Below are 16181 nucleotides of genomic sequence, written 5' to 3' on the forward strand. Positions count from 1 at the left end.
CAACCAAACAGGCCGGCTTATTCGGCGGCGATGCGTTCCATCGCCATGGAACGAAGCCTGGCGCGTTGGATCTTGACGCCGTTGGCGCTGTCGGTGACGGGGAAGGCGTCCACGACATAGATCCGGGCCGGCACCTTGTAGCCGGCGAGCCGTTCGCGCAGATGAGCGGTCAGCGCCTCCTGTCGCGGTGGATCTCCAGCCGGGATCACGAAGGCGACGCAGCGTGCCCGACCCCTGAGATCGACCGCGACGACCTGGGCGTCGGCGACGCCGGTGCAGGATTTGAGCTCGTCCTCGATTTCGCCGGGCGCGACCAGGAAGCCGCCGAGCCGCATCGCATCGCCGGCGCGCGTCTCGTAGACAAAGGAGCCGTCGCCGCGCAGCCGGCCGATGTCCCCGGTTCGGAAGAACCCGTCGGCGGTGATCGCTTCATGCGTTGCCGCGGGATTGTTGAAGTAGCCGAGGAAGCGTGACGGCGCGCTGATCTCGATCTCGCCGGACACGCCTTGGGGTGCAAGCTCGCCGGTCTCGACATCGCGTACGCGGACTTTCGCGTCAGGCGACATCGGCCAGCCGCCGCCCTCGATGCGGTCGGCGAAGGCATCACCGGTGCGGCCGATCGAGAACAGCGCCTGCACCTCGCTCGAGCCGTAGAGGCCGAACAGCTTCATGCCGCGCGCCTCTGCTTCGACTGCCAGCTCGCGCCAGCCGGGCTGGAACGCGGCGAAGCCACAGACTTCGAGATACGGAAATGGGCGCGGCGCATCGGTGAGGGCGAGAATGCGCCGGAACATCTCGTCGGAGCCGAAGGAATGCGTGATCCTGCAGGCGCTGAGAATCTTGAGGGCCGGCGCGGCTTCGAAGGCGTCGAGCACATGGATGGTCGCGCCGGCTGCGATGAAGCCGAGCAGGCTCGTCATGCCGAACGTGCCGCAGAACGGCAGCATCGCCAGCAGCGAATGACGCCGGTGATCGAGTTGGAGCGCGCGGGCGACGGAGGCGGCGTGCGTGGCCAGCGTCCGCTGCGAATGCGCGACCAGCTTCGGGCCCTTGGTGGTGCCTGACGTCGTGTAGAGCAGCGCGGGCAGGTCGACGTCGTCCTGGGCCGGCGGAGCCGGTGGATAGGGTTTCTCAAACGCATCGAACCGCACGCAGGGCCAGTGTGCCGGGATCGCATCCGCGCCAACCACCGCGAGCCTTTGCAGCGCCGGCACCTCGTCTTTGGTGATGCCTGCGAGGATGGCGGCAAAATCGATCGAGCGGAATGCGGCCTCGACCACCATGAGCTTCGCACCGGACACGCGGAGCAGATGCGCGACTTCCGCGCTGCGGTAGCGCGTGTTGACGGCGGCGACGACCGCGCCGAGCCGTGCGGCGGCGAACAGCAGTGCGAGCCATTCGACCCGGTTGACCAGCCAGACCGCGACGACGTCGCCCTTGCCGATGCCCTGCGCGGCGAGCCAGGCGGCGGTCTGCTCGACCTTTGCCGAGAATTCCACGCGGGAGAAGAGTGTGCCGTCGAATACGAAGGCAGGATCGGCGGCGGTCTCGATCCGGATCAGCGATTGCAGCGAAAAAGCGTCGGCGCTCATGCCGACTGGAGTAACGCGCCCGCGCAAACCTGTCTACTTGGTGCCGAACATCCGGTCGCCGGCATCGCCCAGGCCCGGCACGATGTAGCCGTGGTCGTTGAGCCGCTCGTCGATTGCGGCGGTCCAGATCGGCACGTCGGGATGCTCGCTCTGGAACTGGGCGATGCCCTCGGGCGCGGCCAGAAGGCAGACGAAGCGGATGTCGCGGGCGCCGCGGGCCTTGAGCAGTGAGGCGCCGGCGCAGGCCGAATTGCCGGTCGCCAGCATCGGGTCCATCAGGATCACGGTGCGGTCGGACAGGTCCTGCGGCGCCTTGAAGTAATATTCCACGGCCTGCAACGTCTCGGGGTCGCGGTAGAGCCCGATATGGGCGATGCGCGCCGAAGGCATCAAGGCGAGCATGCCGTCGAGGAAGCCGACGCCGGCGCGCAGGATCGGCGCCAGCGTGAGCTTCTTGCCGGCGATCTTCGGCGCCTGCATTGGCGCGATCGGCGTCTCTATCTCGACCAGCTCCAGCGGCAGGTCACGCGTCACCTCGTAGCAGAGCAGCATCCCGATCTCGTTCAGGATCTCGCGAAAGCTCTTGGTCGAGCGATCCTTCTCCCGCATCAGGGAGAGCTTGTGCTGGACCAGGGGGTGGGCGACGACGTTGACGCTGCTTGTGCTCATGAAACCGATCTACACGGTTCCGTGAAATTGCGCCAGATCGGGCAGGCCTTTTCCGCGGGACAGCTTGCCTCAACCCGGCATTGCGACTGCGCTGCGCGCGCGGTTGCTCGCTTCAAAGGCCGCCATGGTCAGCTCGCGTGCCGTTGCCGCGCGCGGCGGCGCGACCCTAAACGCCCAGGCCGCGTGCTGCCAGTGCGATCACGAGCGTCAGCACGGCGCCCCAGATCATGCTCAGCGTCATCGTCAAGACGATAACGGTGACCACCCGCTCCAGATTTCGCGTGCCGGTCTGCATGCGCGTTTAACCGACATTGTCGCAGCCGATCGGCTCGTAGAGCGGATCGCGGGCCGGACGAACAGAGGGAACGCTCGGCCGGGCTGCCTCCGCGGTCAGCACCTGCACCTCGGCAAAGGCCGACATCAGAGAGAGCGCAAGGTCGGCATGGCGGCCCTCGACCGCGGAGTCCAGCCAGTCCGGCAGTTCGCGTTGGCGCGACAGGGCGCAATGCCACTCCCCATCGTCATAGGCGATACGGCGGACCTGCCAAAGCGGCAGCTCGAGCTCCATCAATGCGAGCGCGGCATCGGCCCAAGCCTCGACGTCGATCAGGCTCATGACGCGCGCGGTGCCTGCGCTTTGCCTGAGCGAGGGGAAGCGTCGGCACGCCCTATCGATGATCTCGATCATCAACGGCCGAGTCGCTGCGCTCGCGGCGCGAATGCGTTCACCCAGCAAGAGCAGATCACGGCGTTCGAGAGCGGCGGTCACTTGGGCCTCGTGGACATCTGCGTCGGTCAGTCGGCCGGCGTGTCCAAGATGGCTGGAACGGCATTTGAAAACGAGGTGAGAAAGGGGCGGAAGATATAAGGATTTCATAAAGGCGCGGATGCACTTGCCCGACCGACCACGGCAAGCCGGCTCGCCGGCCTTTATGAGATTCCTATAACTTCGCCGCGGCCTCCGTCTCGAAAACCTATGTCCGCGGTGGCACGTCAGCGTCGTGCCGCCGGCAGGCCGAGAATAATTGCCGGACATAGGGACAGACGAGGATCATCTCCATGATGGACATTCTGATGCTGGCGCTGGGCTTTGTCTTCTTCGCGCTCGCGGTCGGCTATACCTACGCCTGCGAACGGCTTTGAGGGAGCGGACCATGATCTTCGATTATGCGCTCGCCGGCGCCGTCTCGTTCGGCCTCCTGATGTATCTCACCTACGCGCTGCTGCGGCCCGAACGGTTCTGAGCGGGCGCCGCTCTAACGCGATTCCACAAAGGCTCTCTCCATGACCGTGATCGGTTGGCTCCAGATCATTCTCTATTGTGCCATCATCGTCGCGCTGACCAAGCCGCTCGGCTGGTACATGACGCGCGTCTTCAGCGGCGAGCGGACGTTCCTGTCGCCGGTGCTGCGCCCGATCGAGGCCGGCATCTACCGGATCTCCGGCGTCGACGAGAAGCGCGAGCAGCACTGGCTGACCTACACGGTCGCCATGCTGCTGTTCCATGTCGGCGGCTTCCTCATCATCTACGGCCTCATGCGGCTCCAGGCCGTGCTGCCGTTCAATCCGGCCGGGCAGTCCGCGGTTGCCGAGGATCTGTCCTTCAACACCGCGATCTCCTTCATCACCAACACCAACTGGCAGAACTACGCCGGCGAGAGCACGCTCTCCTATCTGACCCAGATGGTCGGCCTCACGCACCAGAATTTCCTGTCGGCGGCGACCGGCATCGTGCTCGCGGTGGCGCTGATCCGCGGCTTTGCCCGCGCATCCATGCGCACCGTCGGCAATTTCTGGGTCGATGTGACCCGCTGCACGCTCTACATCCTGCTGCCGATCTGCGTCGTGTTCGCGCTGTTCCTGGTCTGGCAGGGCATGCCGCAGACGCTGGGCAACTACGTCGAAGCGACCACGCTCGAAGGCACCAAGCAGACCATTGCGGTCGGTCCGGTCGCCTCGCAGGTCGCGATCAAGATGCTGGGGACCAATGGCGGCGGCTTCTTCAACGCCAATGCCGCGCACCCGTTCGAAAATCCGACCGCGCTGTCGAATTTCGTGCAGATGCTGTCGACCTTCGTGCTCGGTGCGGCGCTGACCAACGTGTTCGGCCGCATGGTCGGCAACCAGCGCCAGGGCTGGGCGATCCTCGCCGTAATGGGCGTGCTGTTCGTCGCGGGCGTCGCCGTCGCCTACTGGGCGGAGGCTCAGGGCACCTCGACGCTCCAGGCGCTGGGCCTGACCGGGGGCAACATGGAGGGCAAGGAAATCCGCTTCGGCATCGTTGCGTCCGCGCTGTTCGCGGTCATCACCACCGCCGCTTCGTGCGGCGCGGTGAACGCCATGCACGACAGTTTCACCGCGCTCGGCGGCATGATCCCGCTGATCAACATGGAGCTCGGCGAAATCATCGTCGGCGGCGTCGGCGCCGGTATGTACGGCATGCTGCTGTTCGTCATCCTCGCGATCTTCGTCGCAGGCCTGATGGTCGGCCGCACGCCGGAATATGTCGGCAAGAAGATCGAGGCGCGTGAGGTCAAGATGGCGATGCTCGCCATTCTCGTCCTGCCCCTGATGATTCTCGGCTGGACCGCCGTCGCCGTGGTGCTGCCGTCGGCCGTGGCATCGATGGCCAATGCCGGCCCACACGGTTTCGCCGAAGTGCTCTATGCCTATACCTCCCAGACCGCCAATAACGGCTCCGCCTTTGCGGGCCTCACCGGTAATACGCCGTTCTACAATCTGACCGGCGGCGTTGCCATGTTCGTCGGCCGCTTCTTCATGATCGTGCCGGCGATGGCGATCGCGGGATCGCTGGCGGAGAAAAAATCCATTCCGCCGTCGATGGGGACCTTTCCGACTACCGGCGGCCTGTTCGTCGGCCTCGTCGTCGGCGTCATCCTGATCATGGGCGGCCTGACCTTCTTCCCGGCGCTCGCGCTCGGCCCCATTGTCGAGCACCTCGCGATGAACGCCGGCAACGTCTTCTGATCCAGCTCTTTCGGAGTGACCTCCATGGAACCCGTCCATAAACCCAACAAGCGCATGCCGGTCTCGGCGATGCTGGATCCCAGGATCGTGGTGCCCGCCCTCGGTGCAGCCTTCACCAAGCTCGATCCGCGGTCCATGATCAAGAACCCCGTGATGTTCGTGGTCGAGATCGTGGCCGCGCTCACCACCGTGATCTTCGTCCGCGACCTCGTCATCGGCGGGGAAAATCTCGCCTTCACCTTCCAGATCATCCTCTGGCTGTGGTTCACCGTGCTGTTCGCAAACCTTGCCGAAGCGGTGGCCGAGGGCCGGGGCAAGGCGCAGGCCGAGACGCTGCGCAAGAGCCGCACCGAGAGCCAGGCCAAGCTCCTGAGCGGCGCGGGCCGCGACTACAAGCTCGTATCAGGCACGAGCCTGAAGGTCGGCGATCTCGTGCTGGTCGAGGCGGGCGACACGATCCCATCGGACGGTGAAGTGATCGAGGGCGTCGCCTCCGTCAACGAGGCCGCCATCACCGGCGAGTCCGCGCCCGTGATCCGCGAATCCGGCGGTGACCGCTCGGCCGTGACCGGCGGCACGCAGGTGCTGTCGGACTGGATCCGCGTCCGCATCACCGCCGCGCAGGGCTCGACCTTCATCGACCGCATGATCAAGCTGGTCGAGGGCGCCGAGCGGCAGAAGACGCCGAACGAGATCGCGCTCAACATCCTGCTCGCCGGCCTCACCAGCATCTTCGTGTTCGCCACCGTGACCATTCCGAGCTACGCGGCCTATGCCGGCGGCTCGATCTCCGTGATCGTGCTGGTCGCGCTGTTCGTGACGCTGATCCCGACCACGATCGGCGCGCTGTTGTCGGCGATCGGCATCGCCGGCATGGACCGCCTGGTGCGCTTCAACGTGCTCGCCATGTCCGGCCGCGCGGTCGAAGCTGCCGGTGATGTCGACACGCTGCTGCTCGACAAGACCGGCACCATCACGCTCGGCAATCGGCAGGCGACCGCCTTTCGTCCCGTGCGCGGTGTCACCGAGCAGGAGTTGGCCGATGCCGCCCAGCTCGCCTCGCTCGCGGACGAGACGCCGGAAGGCCGCTCCATCGTCGTGCTCGCCAAGGAGAAGTACGGGATCCGTGGCCGCGACATGGCCGAGCTGGGAGCGACCTTCGTTCCGTTCACGGCGCAGACCCGCATGAGCGGCGTCAACGCCGGCGGCTCGTCGGTGCGCAAGGGTGCGGTCGATGCCATCCTCAACTATATCGGCGGCGGCGCGCCGATCGCGATCGCCTCGGGCAACGCGGCACGGGCCTTGCAGCCCGCGGCTTTGTCCGAGGCCGGCCGCGAGATCAGCGCCATTGCCGACGAAGTCGCCAAATCGGGCGGCACGCCGCTGGCTGTCGCCAAGGACGGCAAGCTGCTCGGAATCGTTCAGCTCAAGGATATCGTCAAGGGCGGCATTCGCGAGCGCTTCGCCGAGCTGCGCCGCATGGGCATCCGCACCATCATGATCACCGGCGACAATCCGATGACGGCTGCTGCCATCGCCGCAGAAGCCGGCGTCGACGATTTCCTGGCGCAGGCAACGCCCGAGGACAAGCTCAAGCTGATCCGCGACGAGCAGGCCAAGGGCAAGCTGGTTGCGATGTGCGGCGACGGCACCAACGACGCCCCGGCGCTCGCCCAGGCCGATGTCGGTGTCGCCATGAACACCGGCACCCAGGCCGCGCGCGAAGCCGGCAACATGGTCGATCTCGACTCCAACCCGACCAAGCTGATCGAGGTGGTCGAGATCGGCAAGCAGCTCTTGATGACGCGCGGCGCGCTGACGACGTTCTCGATCGCCAACGACGTCGCAAAATATTTTGCGATCATCCCGGCGATGTTCCTGGCGTTCTATCCCCAGCTTGGCGTGATCAACGTCATGAACCTGTCGAGCCCGCAGAGCGCCATCCTGTCGGCGATCATCTTCAATGCGCTCGTCATCATTGCGCTGATCCCGCTGGCGCTGAAAGGCGTTGCCTATCGCGCGGTCGGTGCCGGTGCGCTGCTCCGGCGTAACCTCTTGATCTACGGGCTTGGCGGCATCGTCGTGCCCTTCATCGGTATCAAGGCGATCGACCTCGTCGTCGTCGCCTTGCATTTGGCCTAACGCGTCATTGCGAGGAGCGAAGCGACGAAACTATCCAGACTGCCTCAGTGGAAGGACGCTGGATTGCTTCGCTTCGCTCGCAATGACGAAAGAAATAGGAGAAGCACATGCTCAGAGAAATCCGCCCGGCCATCGTGCTCTTGCTGGTGCTCACCGCCATCACGGGCCTCGCCTATCCGCTCGCAATGACGGCCATCGCCGGTACGCTCTTCCCCGCGCAGGCGCAAGGCAGCCTGATCGAGAAGGACGGCAAGGTGATCGGCTCTGGCCTGATCGGGCAGGAGTTCAAGGACGACAAGTACTTCCACGGCCGCCCTTCGGCAACGCTGGCGCCGGACCCGAATGATTCGACCAAGACGGTTGCGGCGCCTTACAACGCCGCCAATTCGGGCGGCTCCAACCTCGGCCCGACCAGCAAGGCGCTGGCCGACCGGCTGAAGGAGGATGTGGACAAGCTCAAGACCGAGAATCCGAATGCGCAGGTGCCGGTCGACCTGGTCACCACCTCCGCCAGCGGTCTCGACCCTGACATCTCGCCGGAAGCAGCGGAATTCCAGGTGCCGCGCGTTGCCAAGGCCCGGAATATGCCGCAGGACGCTGTGAAGCAGATCGTGGCGGCCAACGTTCAGGGCCGCTTGCTAGGCCTGATGGGCGAACCTCGCGTTAACGTACTGGCGCTGAACCTCGCGCTGGATCGCGCTGCAGCCAAGTAGCGGTCTAGGCTCGCGGTGCGCAGATGATTATATTGATAGCATGGTCCGAGAGCGCCGCGATCCCGAACAACGTCCCTCTCCCGAGGCGCTGCTGGAAGCTGCGCGTCGGGAGGAGAGCGCGAGCGGCAGGCTGAAGATCTTCGTCGGCGCCGCGCCCGGCGTCGGCAAGACCTATGAGATGCTGCAAAGCGCCCATGCCAAGCGCAAGGCCGGCATCGACGTCGTGGTCGGCTTCGTCGAGACCCATGGCCGCGCCGAGACCGAGGCGCTGGTGCGCGATCTCGAAGTGGTCCCGCGCAAGAGGCTGGACTACCGCGGCCAGGTTGTCGAGGAGATGGATCTCGATGCGGTGATCGCGCGGCGGCCGCAGATTGCGCTGGTCGACGAGCTCGCCCACACCAACGCGGCCGGCAGCCGCCATCCTAAGCGCTATCTCGACGTCGAGGAGCTGCTCTCGCACGGCATCGACGTCTACACCGCCGTCAACATCCAGCATATCGAGAGCCTGAACGACGTCGTTGCGCAGATCACCCATGTCAGGGTGCGCGAGACCGTGCCGGATTCGGTGTTCGACCGCGCCGACGCGATCGAGCTGATCGACCTCACGCCCGACGATCTGATCCAGCGGCTGAAGGAGGGCAAGGTCTATGTGCCCAAGCAGGCCGAGCGGGCACTGGAGCATTATTTCTCGCCGGGCAATCTCACGGCGCTCCGCGAACTCGCACTGCGGCGCACCGCCGAGCGGGTCGACGAGCAGCTCCTCAACCACATGCAGGCGAATGCGATTCCCGGTCCCTGGGCCGCGGGTGAGCGCATTCTCGTCTGGGTCAGCGAGGATCCGCGCGCGGCCGGCCTCGTGCGCTACACCAAGCGGCTGGCCGATCGGCTGCATGCGCCGTTCACCGCGATCTCGATCGAGACGCGGCGATCCCTGCAATTGTCCGACGAGGAGCGGGATCGGCTGGCCGATACGTTGCGGCTTGCGGAATCGCTCGGCGGAGAGGCGCTGACCATTCCCGCCGTCGGCCGCCGCATCGCCGACGACGTCGTCAATTTCGCGCAAGGCAACAACGTCACCCAGATCGTGATCGGCAAATCGACGCGCTCGCGCTGGTTCGAGATGACGCGCGGCTCCGTCGTGCACGACCTGGTGCGCCGCGCCGGCAACATCACCGTCCACGTCATCGCCGGTGACGAGCTGCCCGGCGAGGCCGCGCCCAAGACCGCGGTGCAGACCGCTGCGCGCTCGGAGCCGTTCGATCCGCTGCCCTATCTGAAGGCGCTCGGGATCGTGCTGATCGGCCTCGGCGCCGCCGAGCTGATCCAGCCCCGGTTCGGGCTCGAGAACGTCGACCTCGTGCTGCTGACCTCGGTCGTCGCGGTTGCCGTGCGCTATGGCTTATGGCCGTCGCTGCTGGCGACGGTGGCGGCTTCACTGTGCTACAATTTCTTCTTCATTCCGCCGATCTACACGTTCACGATCACGGATCCGACCAACGTCGCCGCCTTCGTGCTGTTCATGGTGGTGGCGATGCTCGTCTCCAATGTCGCAGCGCGCGTGCGTACGCAGGCCGATGCGGCGATTGGCCGGATCAGGATGACCGAGCAGCTGTATGCCTTCAGCCGCAAGCTCGCCGGCACCGCCACGCTCGACGACGTCTTGTGGGCGACCGCCTACCAGATCGCGCTGATGCTGAAGGTGCGCGTCGTTCTGCTGTTGCCCGACGAGGGTCTGCTCACGGTGAAATCGGGCTATCCGCCGGAGGATGAGCTCGATCAGGCCGACCTCGCTGCGGCCAACTGGGCCTGGAGCAACGATCGCGCCGCCGGCCGCGGCTCGGACACCTTGCCCGGCGCAAAACGACTGTTTCTGCCGATGCGCACCGGCCGGCGTCCGATCGGTGTGATCGGCATCGACAACGACCGCACCGGCCCGCTGCTGACGCCGGACCAGCGCCGGCTGCTCGATGCGCTGGTCGACCAAGGCGCGCTCGCGATCGAGCGCGTGCTGCTGGTCGAGGACATGGACCGCGTCAAGCGCACCGTCGAATCCGAGCGCCTGCGGTCGGCGCTGTTGACCTCGATCTCGCATGATCTGAAAACGCCGCTCGCCTCCGTGCTCGGCGCAGCCTCGACCATGCGCGATCTTGCCGGCGCTCTCTCCGACACCGAAAAGCGCGACCTGCTCGCGACCGTCATCGACGAATCCGAGCGGCTCAACCGCTTCATTGCCAATCTGCTCGACATGACCAAGCTCGAATCCGGCGCCATCGTGCCCAACACGGCGCTGCACGATCTCGACGAAATCGTGGGCAGCGCGCTCCGGCGCGCCAGCAAGATCCTTGGCGGCCACAAGGTCGAGCTGGTGCTGGCCGCCGATCTGCCGATGCTCCAGCTCGATGCCGTGCTGTTCGAGCAGGTGCTGTTCAATCTGCTCGACAATGCCGCCAAATACGCGCCATCCGGGACCACGATCTCGATCCGGGGCCGGCGCGACAGCAGTCACGTCGTGCTCGAGATCGCCGATGAGGGCGCCGGCATTCCCCCTGACGAGCTCGAGAGCGTGTTCGACAAGTTCTATCGCGTGCAGAAGGGCGATCACGTCCGCCCGGGGACGGGGCTCGGGCTCGCCATCTCCCGCGGCTTCGTCGAGGCGATGCGCGGCACGATCTCCGCTGCCAATCGCAGCGAGCGCAGCGGCGCGGTCCTCACCATCCGCCTGCCCGTTCCGGCAGAGAGTCACGCATTGGATACCGCCGCATGAGCGCTGCTCCGATCAAGGTCCTGGTCATCGACGACGAGCCGCCGATCCGCAAATTGCTGCGGATGGGGCTGACGACGCAAGGCTACGAAATCCTGGAAGCGTCGAACGGCAAGACCGCGCTGGAAAAGCTCGGCGAAGAGCCGGCGCTGATCATTCTCGATCTGGGCCTGCCCGACGTTCAGGGGCACGAGCTGCTCCGCACCATCCGCACCCGCAACGAAGGCGTGCCGATCGTGGTGCTGTCCAGCCGCGGTGACGAAGCCGGCAAGGTCCAGGCGCTCGATCTCGGTGCCGACGATTATCTGACCAAGCCGTTCGGCATGGAGGAGCTCCTGGCGCGCCTGCGCGCCGCTTTGCGCCACCAGCTTCAGATCAAGGGCGAGCGCCCTTTGTTCCGCACCGGCGATCTCTCCGTCGATCTCGTCCGCCGCATCGTCAAGGTCGGGGACCGTGACGTGAAGCTCTCGCCGAAGGAATATGACCTGTTGCGCGTGCTGGTGCAGCATGCCGGCAAGGTGCTCACCCACCGCTTCCTGCTGAGGGAGCTCTGGGACGAATTGACCGACGCGCAGTACTTGCGCGTCTATGTCCGCCAGCTCCGCCAGAAGATCGAAGCCGATCCCGAACGGCCGCAATATGTGCTCACGGAAACGGGCATCGGGTACCGGCTGAAGGCGGGGGATTGAGCGTTCGACTTGGCGGCATGGTGTGCTGGCTTGAGGCGCACTCGTCATGGCCGGGCTTGACCCGGCCATCCACGTCTATCGGCGTGTGAGGACAGGCGTGGATGCCCGGGTCGAGCCGGGCATGACGACAGAGGTTGTGGCGCAAGCCTGTTTCCGCAATGACGGTGCAAGGTCAACCCGCCTTCCTGTGCCTCGCAGCTGTCCGGTGCGTCTTCTTCGCGGCTCGGTGCCGTCCCGTCGCACGCCGCGCATGTGACTTCGCCGCCGTCTTCTTGCCGCCGCGCCCCTTCAGGCTCTGCTTCAGCGCGTCCATCAGGCTGATGACGTTGCTCGGTCGCTCCTCGGGCTCCGGCAGTTCGATCTTCTTGCCGCTGGCCTTGCGCTTCACCAGTGCCTTCAGCGCGTCCTCGTATTCGTCCTTGAATTTGCTGGGATCGAAATGTGCCGCCTTGGTCTGCAGGATGTGGCCGGCGAGCTCGACCATGTCCTTGGTGATCTTCGGGCTCTTGATGTCGTCGAAGAACTGGTCCTCGTCGCGCAGCTCGTAAGGGAATCGCAGCGTGGTGCCGAGCAGGCCCTTGCCGAGCGGCTCGATCGCCATGACGTGCTCGCGATTGGTGAGAACGATCTTGGCCAGCGCCACGCGGTCCTCATCCTTCATGGCGTCGCGGATCACCGCGAAGGCGTCGACGGCGGCCTTGCCGTCGGGCGCGATGTAATAGGGATGGTTGAGATAGCGCTTGTCGATTTCCTCGCGCGGCACAAAGCTTTCGATGTCGATGGTGTGGTTGCTTTCGATCTGGACTGCCTCGAGCTCCTCCGGCTCGATCTCGACATATTTGCCCTTGCTCAGCTCGTAACCGCGCCCCTTCTGATCGCTCTCGACGACGTCGCCGGTCTCGGAATCGATCATCTGCTGCTTGAGCCGGTTCCCGGTCTCGCGGTTGATGAGATGAAACCGCGTCTTCTCCGCGGCGGTTGCCGCCGGATAGAGCACCACCGGGCAGCTCACCAGCGAGAGCTTCAACGTTCCCTTCCAATAGGCGCGCGGGGCCATTCCATTCTCCAGCGTTTTCAAGGCGTTTTGGAACCCCAACCGTCGCACAGGGTTTTGGTTCCGGACGGGACTTTGACCGTGATAGGCTTGAACGCCGAAAGAGAAGCGGGACCGGTCGTGCTGCAAAAACTCTCCACTTACCGACAGAAGCGTGACTTCGAGAAGACGCCCGAACCATCGGGCAGGACCGCAGTGGCCCCCTCGAAACAGCGGCGGTTCGTGATCCAGAAGCACGACGCGACGCGCCTGCATTACGATCTCCGGCTCGAACTCGACGGCGTGTTCAAGTCCTGGGCGGTGACGAAAGGGCCCTCGCTCGATCCGCACGACAAGCGCCTCGCGGTCGAGGTCGAGGACCACCCGCTCGACTATGGTGATTTCGAAGGCACGATACCCGAAGGCCAATATGGCGGCGGCACCGTGATGCTGTGGGATCGAGGCTATTGGGAATCGGAAGATCCGGAAGCCGGCTTCAAGAAGGGTGATCTCAAGTTCACGCTCCACGGCGACAAGCTGCATGGCAGCTGGGTCCTGGTGCGCATGCGCAAGCGCGGCGGCGAGAAGCGGACCAACTGGCTGCTGATCAAGCATCGTGACGAATATGTCCGCGAAGGCGCGGACAACGACATTCTGGAGCAGGACAAGTCCGTCGCCTCCGGCCGCGCGATGGAGCAGATCGCCGAAGGCAAGGGCCGCGCGCCGAAGCCGTTCATGCTGGCCAAGGGTCCCAAGGGCAAGGCCGATGCAGTCTGGCAGTCCAACCGTGCCGAGGAGACGAAAGGGCGTACGGTGAAGCCGGCGCCGCGAACGGCGTTGAAAGCCGGCAAAGCGGGGAAGAAGAGCGCCACGACCGCGACGAACGCCAAGAAGGCCTCGGAGATGCCGGACTTCGTTGCGCCCCAGCTCTGTACGCTGGTCGAGCGGCCGCCGCCCGGCGAGGGCTGGTGCCACGAGATCAAGTTCGACGGCTACCGGGTGCAGCTCCGGGTCGAGGACGGCGAGGCGACGCTGAAGACGCGCAAGGGTCTCGACTGGACCGGCAAGTTCGCCTCCATTGCCAAGGAAGCGGCAGCGCTGCCGGACGTGATGATCGACGGAGAGATCGTCGCACTCGACCATACCGGCGCGCCGAACTTCTCCTCGCTGCAAGCTGCGCTGTCCGATGGCAAGACCGACGAGCTGATCTTCTTTGCCTTCGACCTGCTTTTCGCGGAGCACGAGGATTACCGTCGTCTGCCGCTCGGCGAACGCAAGGCCCGGCTGAAGGAGCTGCTGGGCCAGCGCAAGCGGAAATCGAGCCAGATCCGCTATGTCGAGCATTTCGAGAGCGGCGGTGATGCCGTGCTCAAATCGGCCTGCAAGCTCGAGCTCGAAGGCGTGGTGTCGAAGAAGCTGGATGCCCCGTATCGGTCCGGCCGCACCGAGAGCTGGGTCAAGTCGAAATGCCGGGCCGGCCACGAGGTGGTGATCGGCGGCTACAAGACCACCAGCGGTAAATTCCGCTCGCTGATGGCCGGCGTGCAGCGTGGCGATCATCTCGCCTTCGTCGGCATGGTCGGCACCGGCTTTGGCGCGGACAAGCTCAAGCGCATCATGCCTCTTCTGAAGGCCATGGAGACCAAGCAAAACCCCTTCGGCGGCAAGAACGCACCGAAGAAGACCCGCGACGTGCACTGGCTGAAGCCGGAGCTCGTCGCCGAGATCGAGTTTGCCGGCTTCACCGCCGACGGCAATATTCGCCAGGCGGCATTCAAGGGATTGCGGCAGGACAAGCCGGCCGAGGAGGTCGAGGCCGAGGCGCCGGTCGATACCGAGCTCGCCGAACCCTCGGCCAGGAAGCCGGCGCGCACGAAGGCGGGCGGACAATCGAAGCAGGCCGCTCAAAATGCCGAGGTCATGGGTGTCGTCATCTCCAAACCGGACAAGGAGCTCTGGCCTGATGACGGCAATGGTGAGCCCGTCACCAAGCTGGACCTTGCCCGCTATCTCGAAGCCGTCGGCGAATGGATGATCGTGCACCTCAAGGGCCGGCCTTGTTCGCTGATCCGCGCCCCCGACGGTATCAAGGGCGAATGCTTCTTCCAGCGCCACGCCATGCAGGGGCAGTCGAACCTTCTGGAGCTCGCGCGGGTCTCCGGCGACCGCAAGCCCTATCTCGAGATCGATCGGGTCGAGGGGCTTGCCGCCGTGGCGCAGATCGGCGGCGTCGAGTTGCATCCCTGGAACTGCGCGCCTTATGCCTACGACACGCCGGGCCGGCTGGTGTTCGATCTCGATCCCGCGCCCGACGTGGACTTCGCCGAGGTCGTCGAAGCGGCCAAGGAGATGCGGCAGCGGCTGGGTGATGTCGGCATGGACAGCTTCTGCAAGACCACGGGCGGCAAGGGCCTCCACGTGGTGGTGCCGCTGCTCCACGGCGCGCGCGAGAAGGTGAGCTGGAAGGAAGCCAAGGCATTTGCACAAGGCGTCTGCCAGTGGATGGCCAATGACGATCCCGAACGCTATCTGCTCAACATGTCGAAGAAGCTGCGCAAGCGAAAGATCTTCCTGGATTATCTCCGCAACGACCGCATGTCGACCGCGGTTGCCCCGCTGTCGCCGCGGGCGCGCGTCGGCGCCACGGTATCGATGCCGCTGACTTGGGCGCAGGTGAAGAGCGATCTCGATCCGAAGAAGTATACGCTGCGCACCGTGCCGGGCCTGTTGCCGAGATCGAAAGCATGGGAGGGTTATGACGATGCCGCCGCGTCGATCAAAGCGGCGATGAAGAAGCTGGCGGCGAAGGCGAGGTAGGTGCTTTCCAAACGTCATTCCGGGCTGCGCGAAGCGCAGACCCGGAATCCAGAGATTTGTGACGCGAGGTTCCGGGTTCGCGCGTGCGCGCGCCCCGGAATGACCGCCCTAACTAGATCCGCCCCATCAGCAGTAGGATCAGCAGGATGATGATGACGAGCCCAAGGCCGCCGCCGCCGTAATAGCCGGTGCCGTAGAACGGCCCGCCGCCGATGCCGCTGAATCCGCCCAGCAGGGCGATGACCAGAATGATCAGAATGATCGTGCCGATTGACATACGAATCTCCTCAGCCCTTTGATGAAAGGGTCGTTTGCACCTGTCCCGTCGTGTGGGAGCAACTTGCCGTATGTTTTAAAGTTCCGGCTCCGCAACGTGGGCGCCGGCCCCAGCTCGCATGGAACCTTTGCCCTTCCGTCGGCCATGAGTAGGTGGGGATCAGTCAGAAGGGGTCAGGACCATGTCAGCGCCGCTTGTCGTCTCAATTCCGCATCGTCTCGGCCGCGAGGAGGCGGTGCGCCGGCTCAAGGCAGGGCTTGGCCGCGCCGCAGCAAGCATTCCCGTGATGCAGGTGGAGGAGGAACGCTGGAGCGGAGACAGCATGAACTTCCGCATCCGTGCGCTGGGGCAGGTCGCGACCGGTCAGATCGACGTGGCCGACGATCAGGTCCGGGTCGAGGTGGTGCTGCCCTGGCTGTTGCAGCGCTTTGCCGAGATGGCGCAGGCGACGATCAGGAAGCGCGGCCAATTGCTGTTGACCAAAGACGGGGGAAAGTAAC

14 protein-coding genes are annotated in these 16181 nt (G+C 65.1%); 8 read left to right on the top strand and 6 right to left on the bottom strand.

From position 1 onward, the window contains the following. Positions 1 to 17 precede the first annotated feature (17 nt). The 4 genes from BRAD3257_RS10920 to BRAD3257_RS10935 form a co-directional block, all read right to left on the bottom strand. The gene (locus BRAD3257_RS10920) at positions 18 to 1592 is read right to left on the bottom strand and encodes an AMP-binding protein (protein ID WP_122401825.1); all 1575 of its coding nucleotides are present in this window, start codon (positions 1590 to 1592) and stop codon (positions 18 to 20) included. 33 nt (positions 1593 to 1625) lie between these two features. Continuing rightward, the gene (gene upp / locus BRAD3257_RS10925) at positions 1626 to 2261 is read right to left on the bottom strand and encodes a uracil phosphoribosyltransferase (RefSeq protein ID WP_122401826.1); all 636 of its coding nucleotides are present in this window, start codon (positions 2259 to 2261) and stop codon (positions 1626 to 1628) included. 166 nt (positions 2262 to 2427) lie between these two features. Then, entirely contained in the window at positions 2428 to 2556 is a 129-nt protein-coding gene (locus tag BRAD3257_RS41750; RefSeq protein ID WP_283809952.1) for a hypothetical protein, read from the bottom strand. 6 nt (positions 2557 to 2562) lie between these two features. Beyond that, on the bottom strand, positions 2563 to 3030 hold the full coding sequence (locus tag BRAD3257_RS10935; RefSeq protein ID WP_122401827.1) for a hypothetical protein: 468 nt from the start codon (positions 3028 to 3030) through the stop codon (positions 2563 to 2565). A 385-nt stretch (positions 3031 to 3415) separates the two neighbouring features. On the opposite strand from BRAD3257_RS10935, the gene BRAD3257_RS10940 reads away from it, so the two are divergent. The 6 genes from BRAD3257_RS10940 (at position 3416) to BRAD3257_RS10965 (ending at position 11554) form a co-directional block, all read left to right on the top strand. Then, on the top strand, positions 3416 to 3505 hold the full coding sequence (locus BRAD3257_RS10940) for a K(+)-transporting ATPase subunit F (protein WP_091879689.1): 90 nt from the start codon (positions 3416 to 3418) through the stop codon (positions 3503 to 3505). Between the two features lie 40 nt (positions 3506 to 3545). Next, a complete protein-coding gene (gene kdpA / locus BRAD3257_RS10945) occupies positions 3546 to 5249 on the top strand; it encodes a potassium-transporting ATPase subunit KdpA (RefSeq protein WP_122401828.1) in 1704 nt (567 codons plus the stop codon). Between the two features lie 24 nt (positions 5250 to 5273). After that, on the top strand, positions 5274 to 7391 hold the full coding sequence (kdpB, locus tag BRAD3257_RS10950) for a potassium-transporting ATPase subunit KdpB (protein WP_122401829.1): 2118 nt from the start codon (positions 5274 to 5276) through the stop codon (positions 7389 to 7391). 107 nt (positions 7392 to 7498) lie between these two features. Then, positions 7499 to 8104: a K(+)-transporting ATPase subunit C gene (locus tag BRAD3257_RS10955; RefSeq protein ID WP_122401830.1), complete on the top strand. Its 606-nt coding sequence runs from the start codon at positions 7499 to 7501 to the stop codon at positions 8102 to 8104. Positions 8105 to 8144: 40 nt separating this feature from the next. Beyond that, entirely contained in the window at positions 8145 to 10868 is a 2724-nt protein-coding gene (locus tag BRAD3257_RS10960; RefSeq protein WP_122401831.1) for a sensor histidine kinase, read from the top strand. Continuing rightward, the gene (locus tag BRAD3257_RS10965; RefSeq protein WP_122401832.1) at positions 10865 to 11554 is read left to right on the top strand and encodes a response regulator; all 690 of its coding nucleotides are present in this window, start codon (positions 10865 to 10867) and stop codon (positions 11552 to 11554) included. Before BRAD3257_RS10960 ends, BRAD3257_RS10965 begins: the two co-directional genes overlap by 4 nt. A 172-nt stretch (positions 11555 to 11726) precedes the next feature. Here the strand turns inward: BRAD3257_RS10965 and ku are convergent, their stop codons facing one another. After that, on the bottom strand, positions 11727 to 12611 hold the full coding sequence (ku, locus tag BRAD3257_RS10975) for a non-homologous end joining protein Ku (protein WP_122401834.1): 885 nt from the start codon (positions 12609 to 12611) through the stop codon (positions 11727 to 11729). Positions 12612 to 12728: 117 nt separating this feature from the next. On the opposite strand from ku, the gene ligD reads away from it, so the two are divergent. Continuing rightward, entirely contained in the window at positions 12729 to 15404 is a 2676-nt protein-coding gene (gene ligD / locus BRAD3257_RS10980) for a DNA ligase D (RefSeq protein WP_122406491.1), read from the top strand. A 112-nt stretch (positions 15405 to 15516) separates the two neighbouring features. Here ligD and BRAD3257_RS10985 read toward each other — a convergent pair whose 3' ends face one another. Then, entirely contained in the window at positions 15517 to 15681 is a 165-nt protein-coding gene (locus BRAD3257_RS10985) for a DUF3309 family protein (protein ID WP_084298933.1), read from the bottom strand. Between the two features lie 181 nt (positions 15682 to 15862). Between BRAD3257_RS10985 and BRAD3257_RS10990 the strand changes: the two genes are divergently transcribed. Further along, the gene (locus BRAD3257_RS10990) at positions 15863 to 16180 is read left to right on the top strand and encodes a polyhydroxyalkanoic acid system family protein (RefSeq protein WP_122401835.1); all 318 of its coding nucleotides are present in this window, start codon (positions 15863 to 15865) and stop codon (positions 16178 to 16180) included. The last annotated feature ends 1 nt before the right edge of the window (position 16181 follow it).

The organism is Bradyrhizobium vignae (genome assembly GCF_900324035.1).
Lineage (GTDB): Bacteria > Pseudomonadota > Alphaproteobacteria > Rhizobiales > Xanthobacteraceae > Bradyrhizobium > Bradyrhizobium vignae.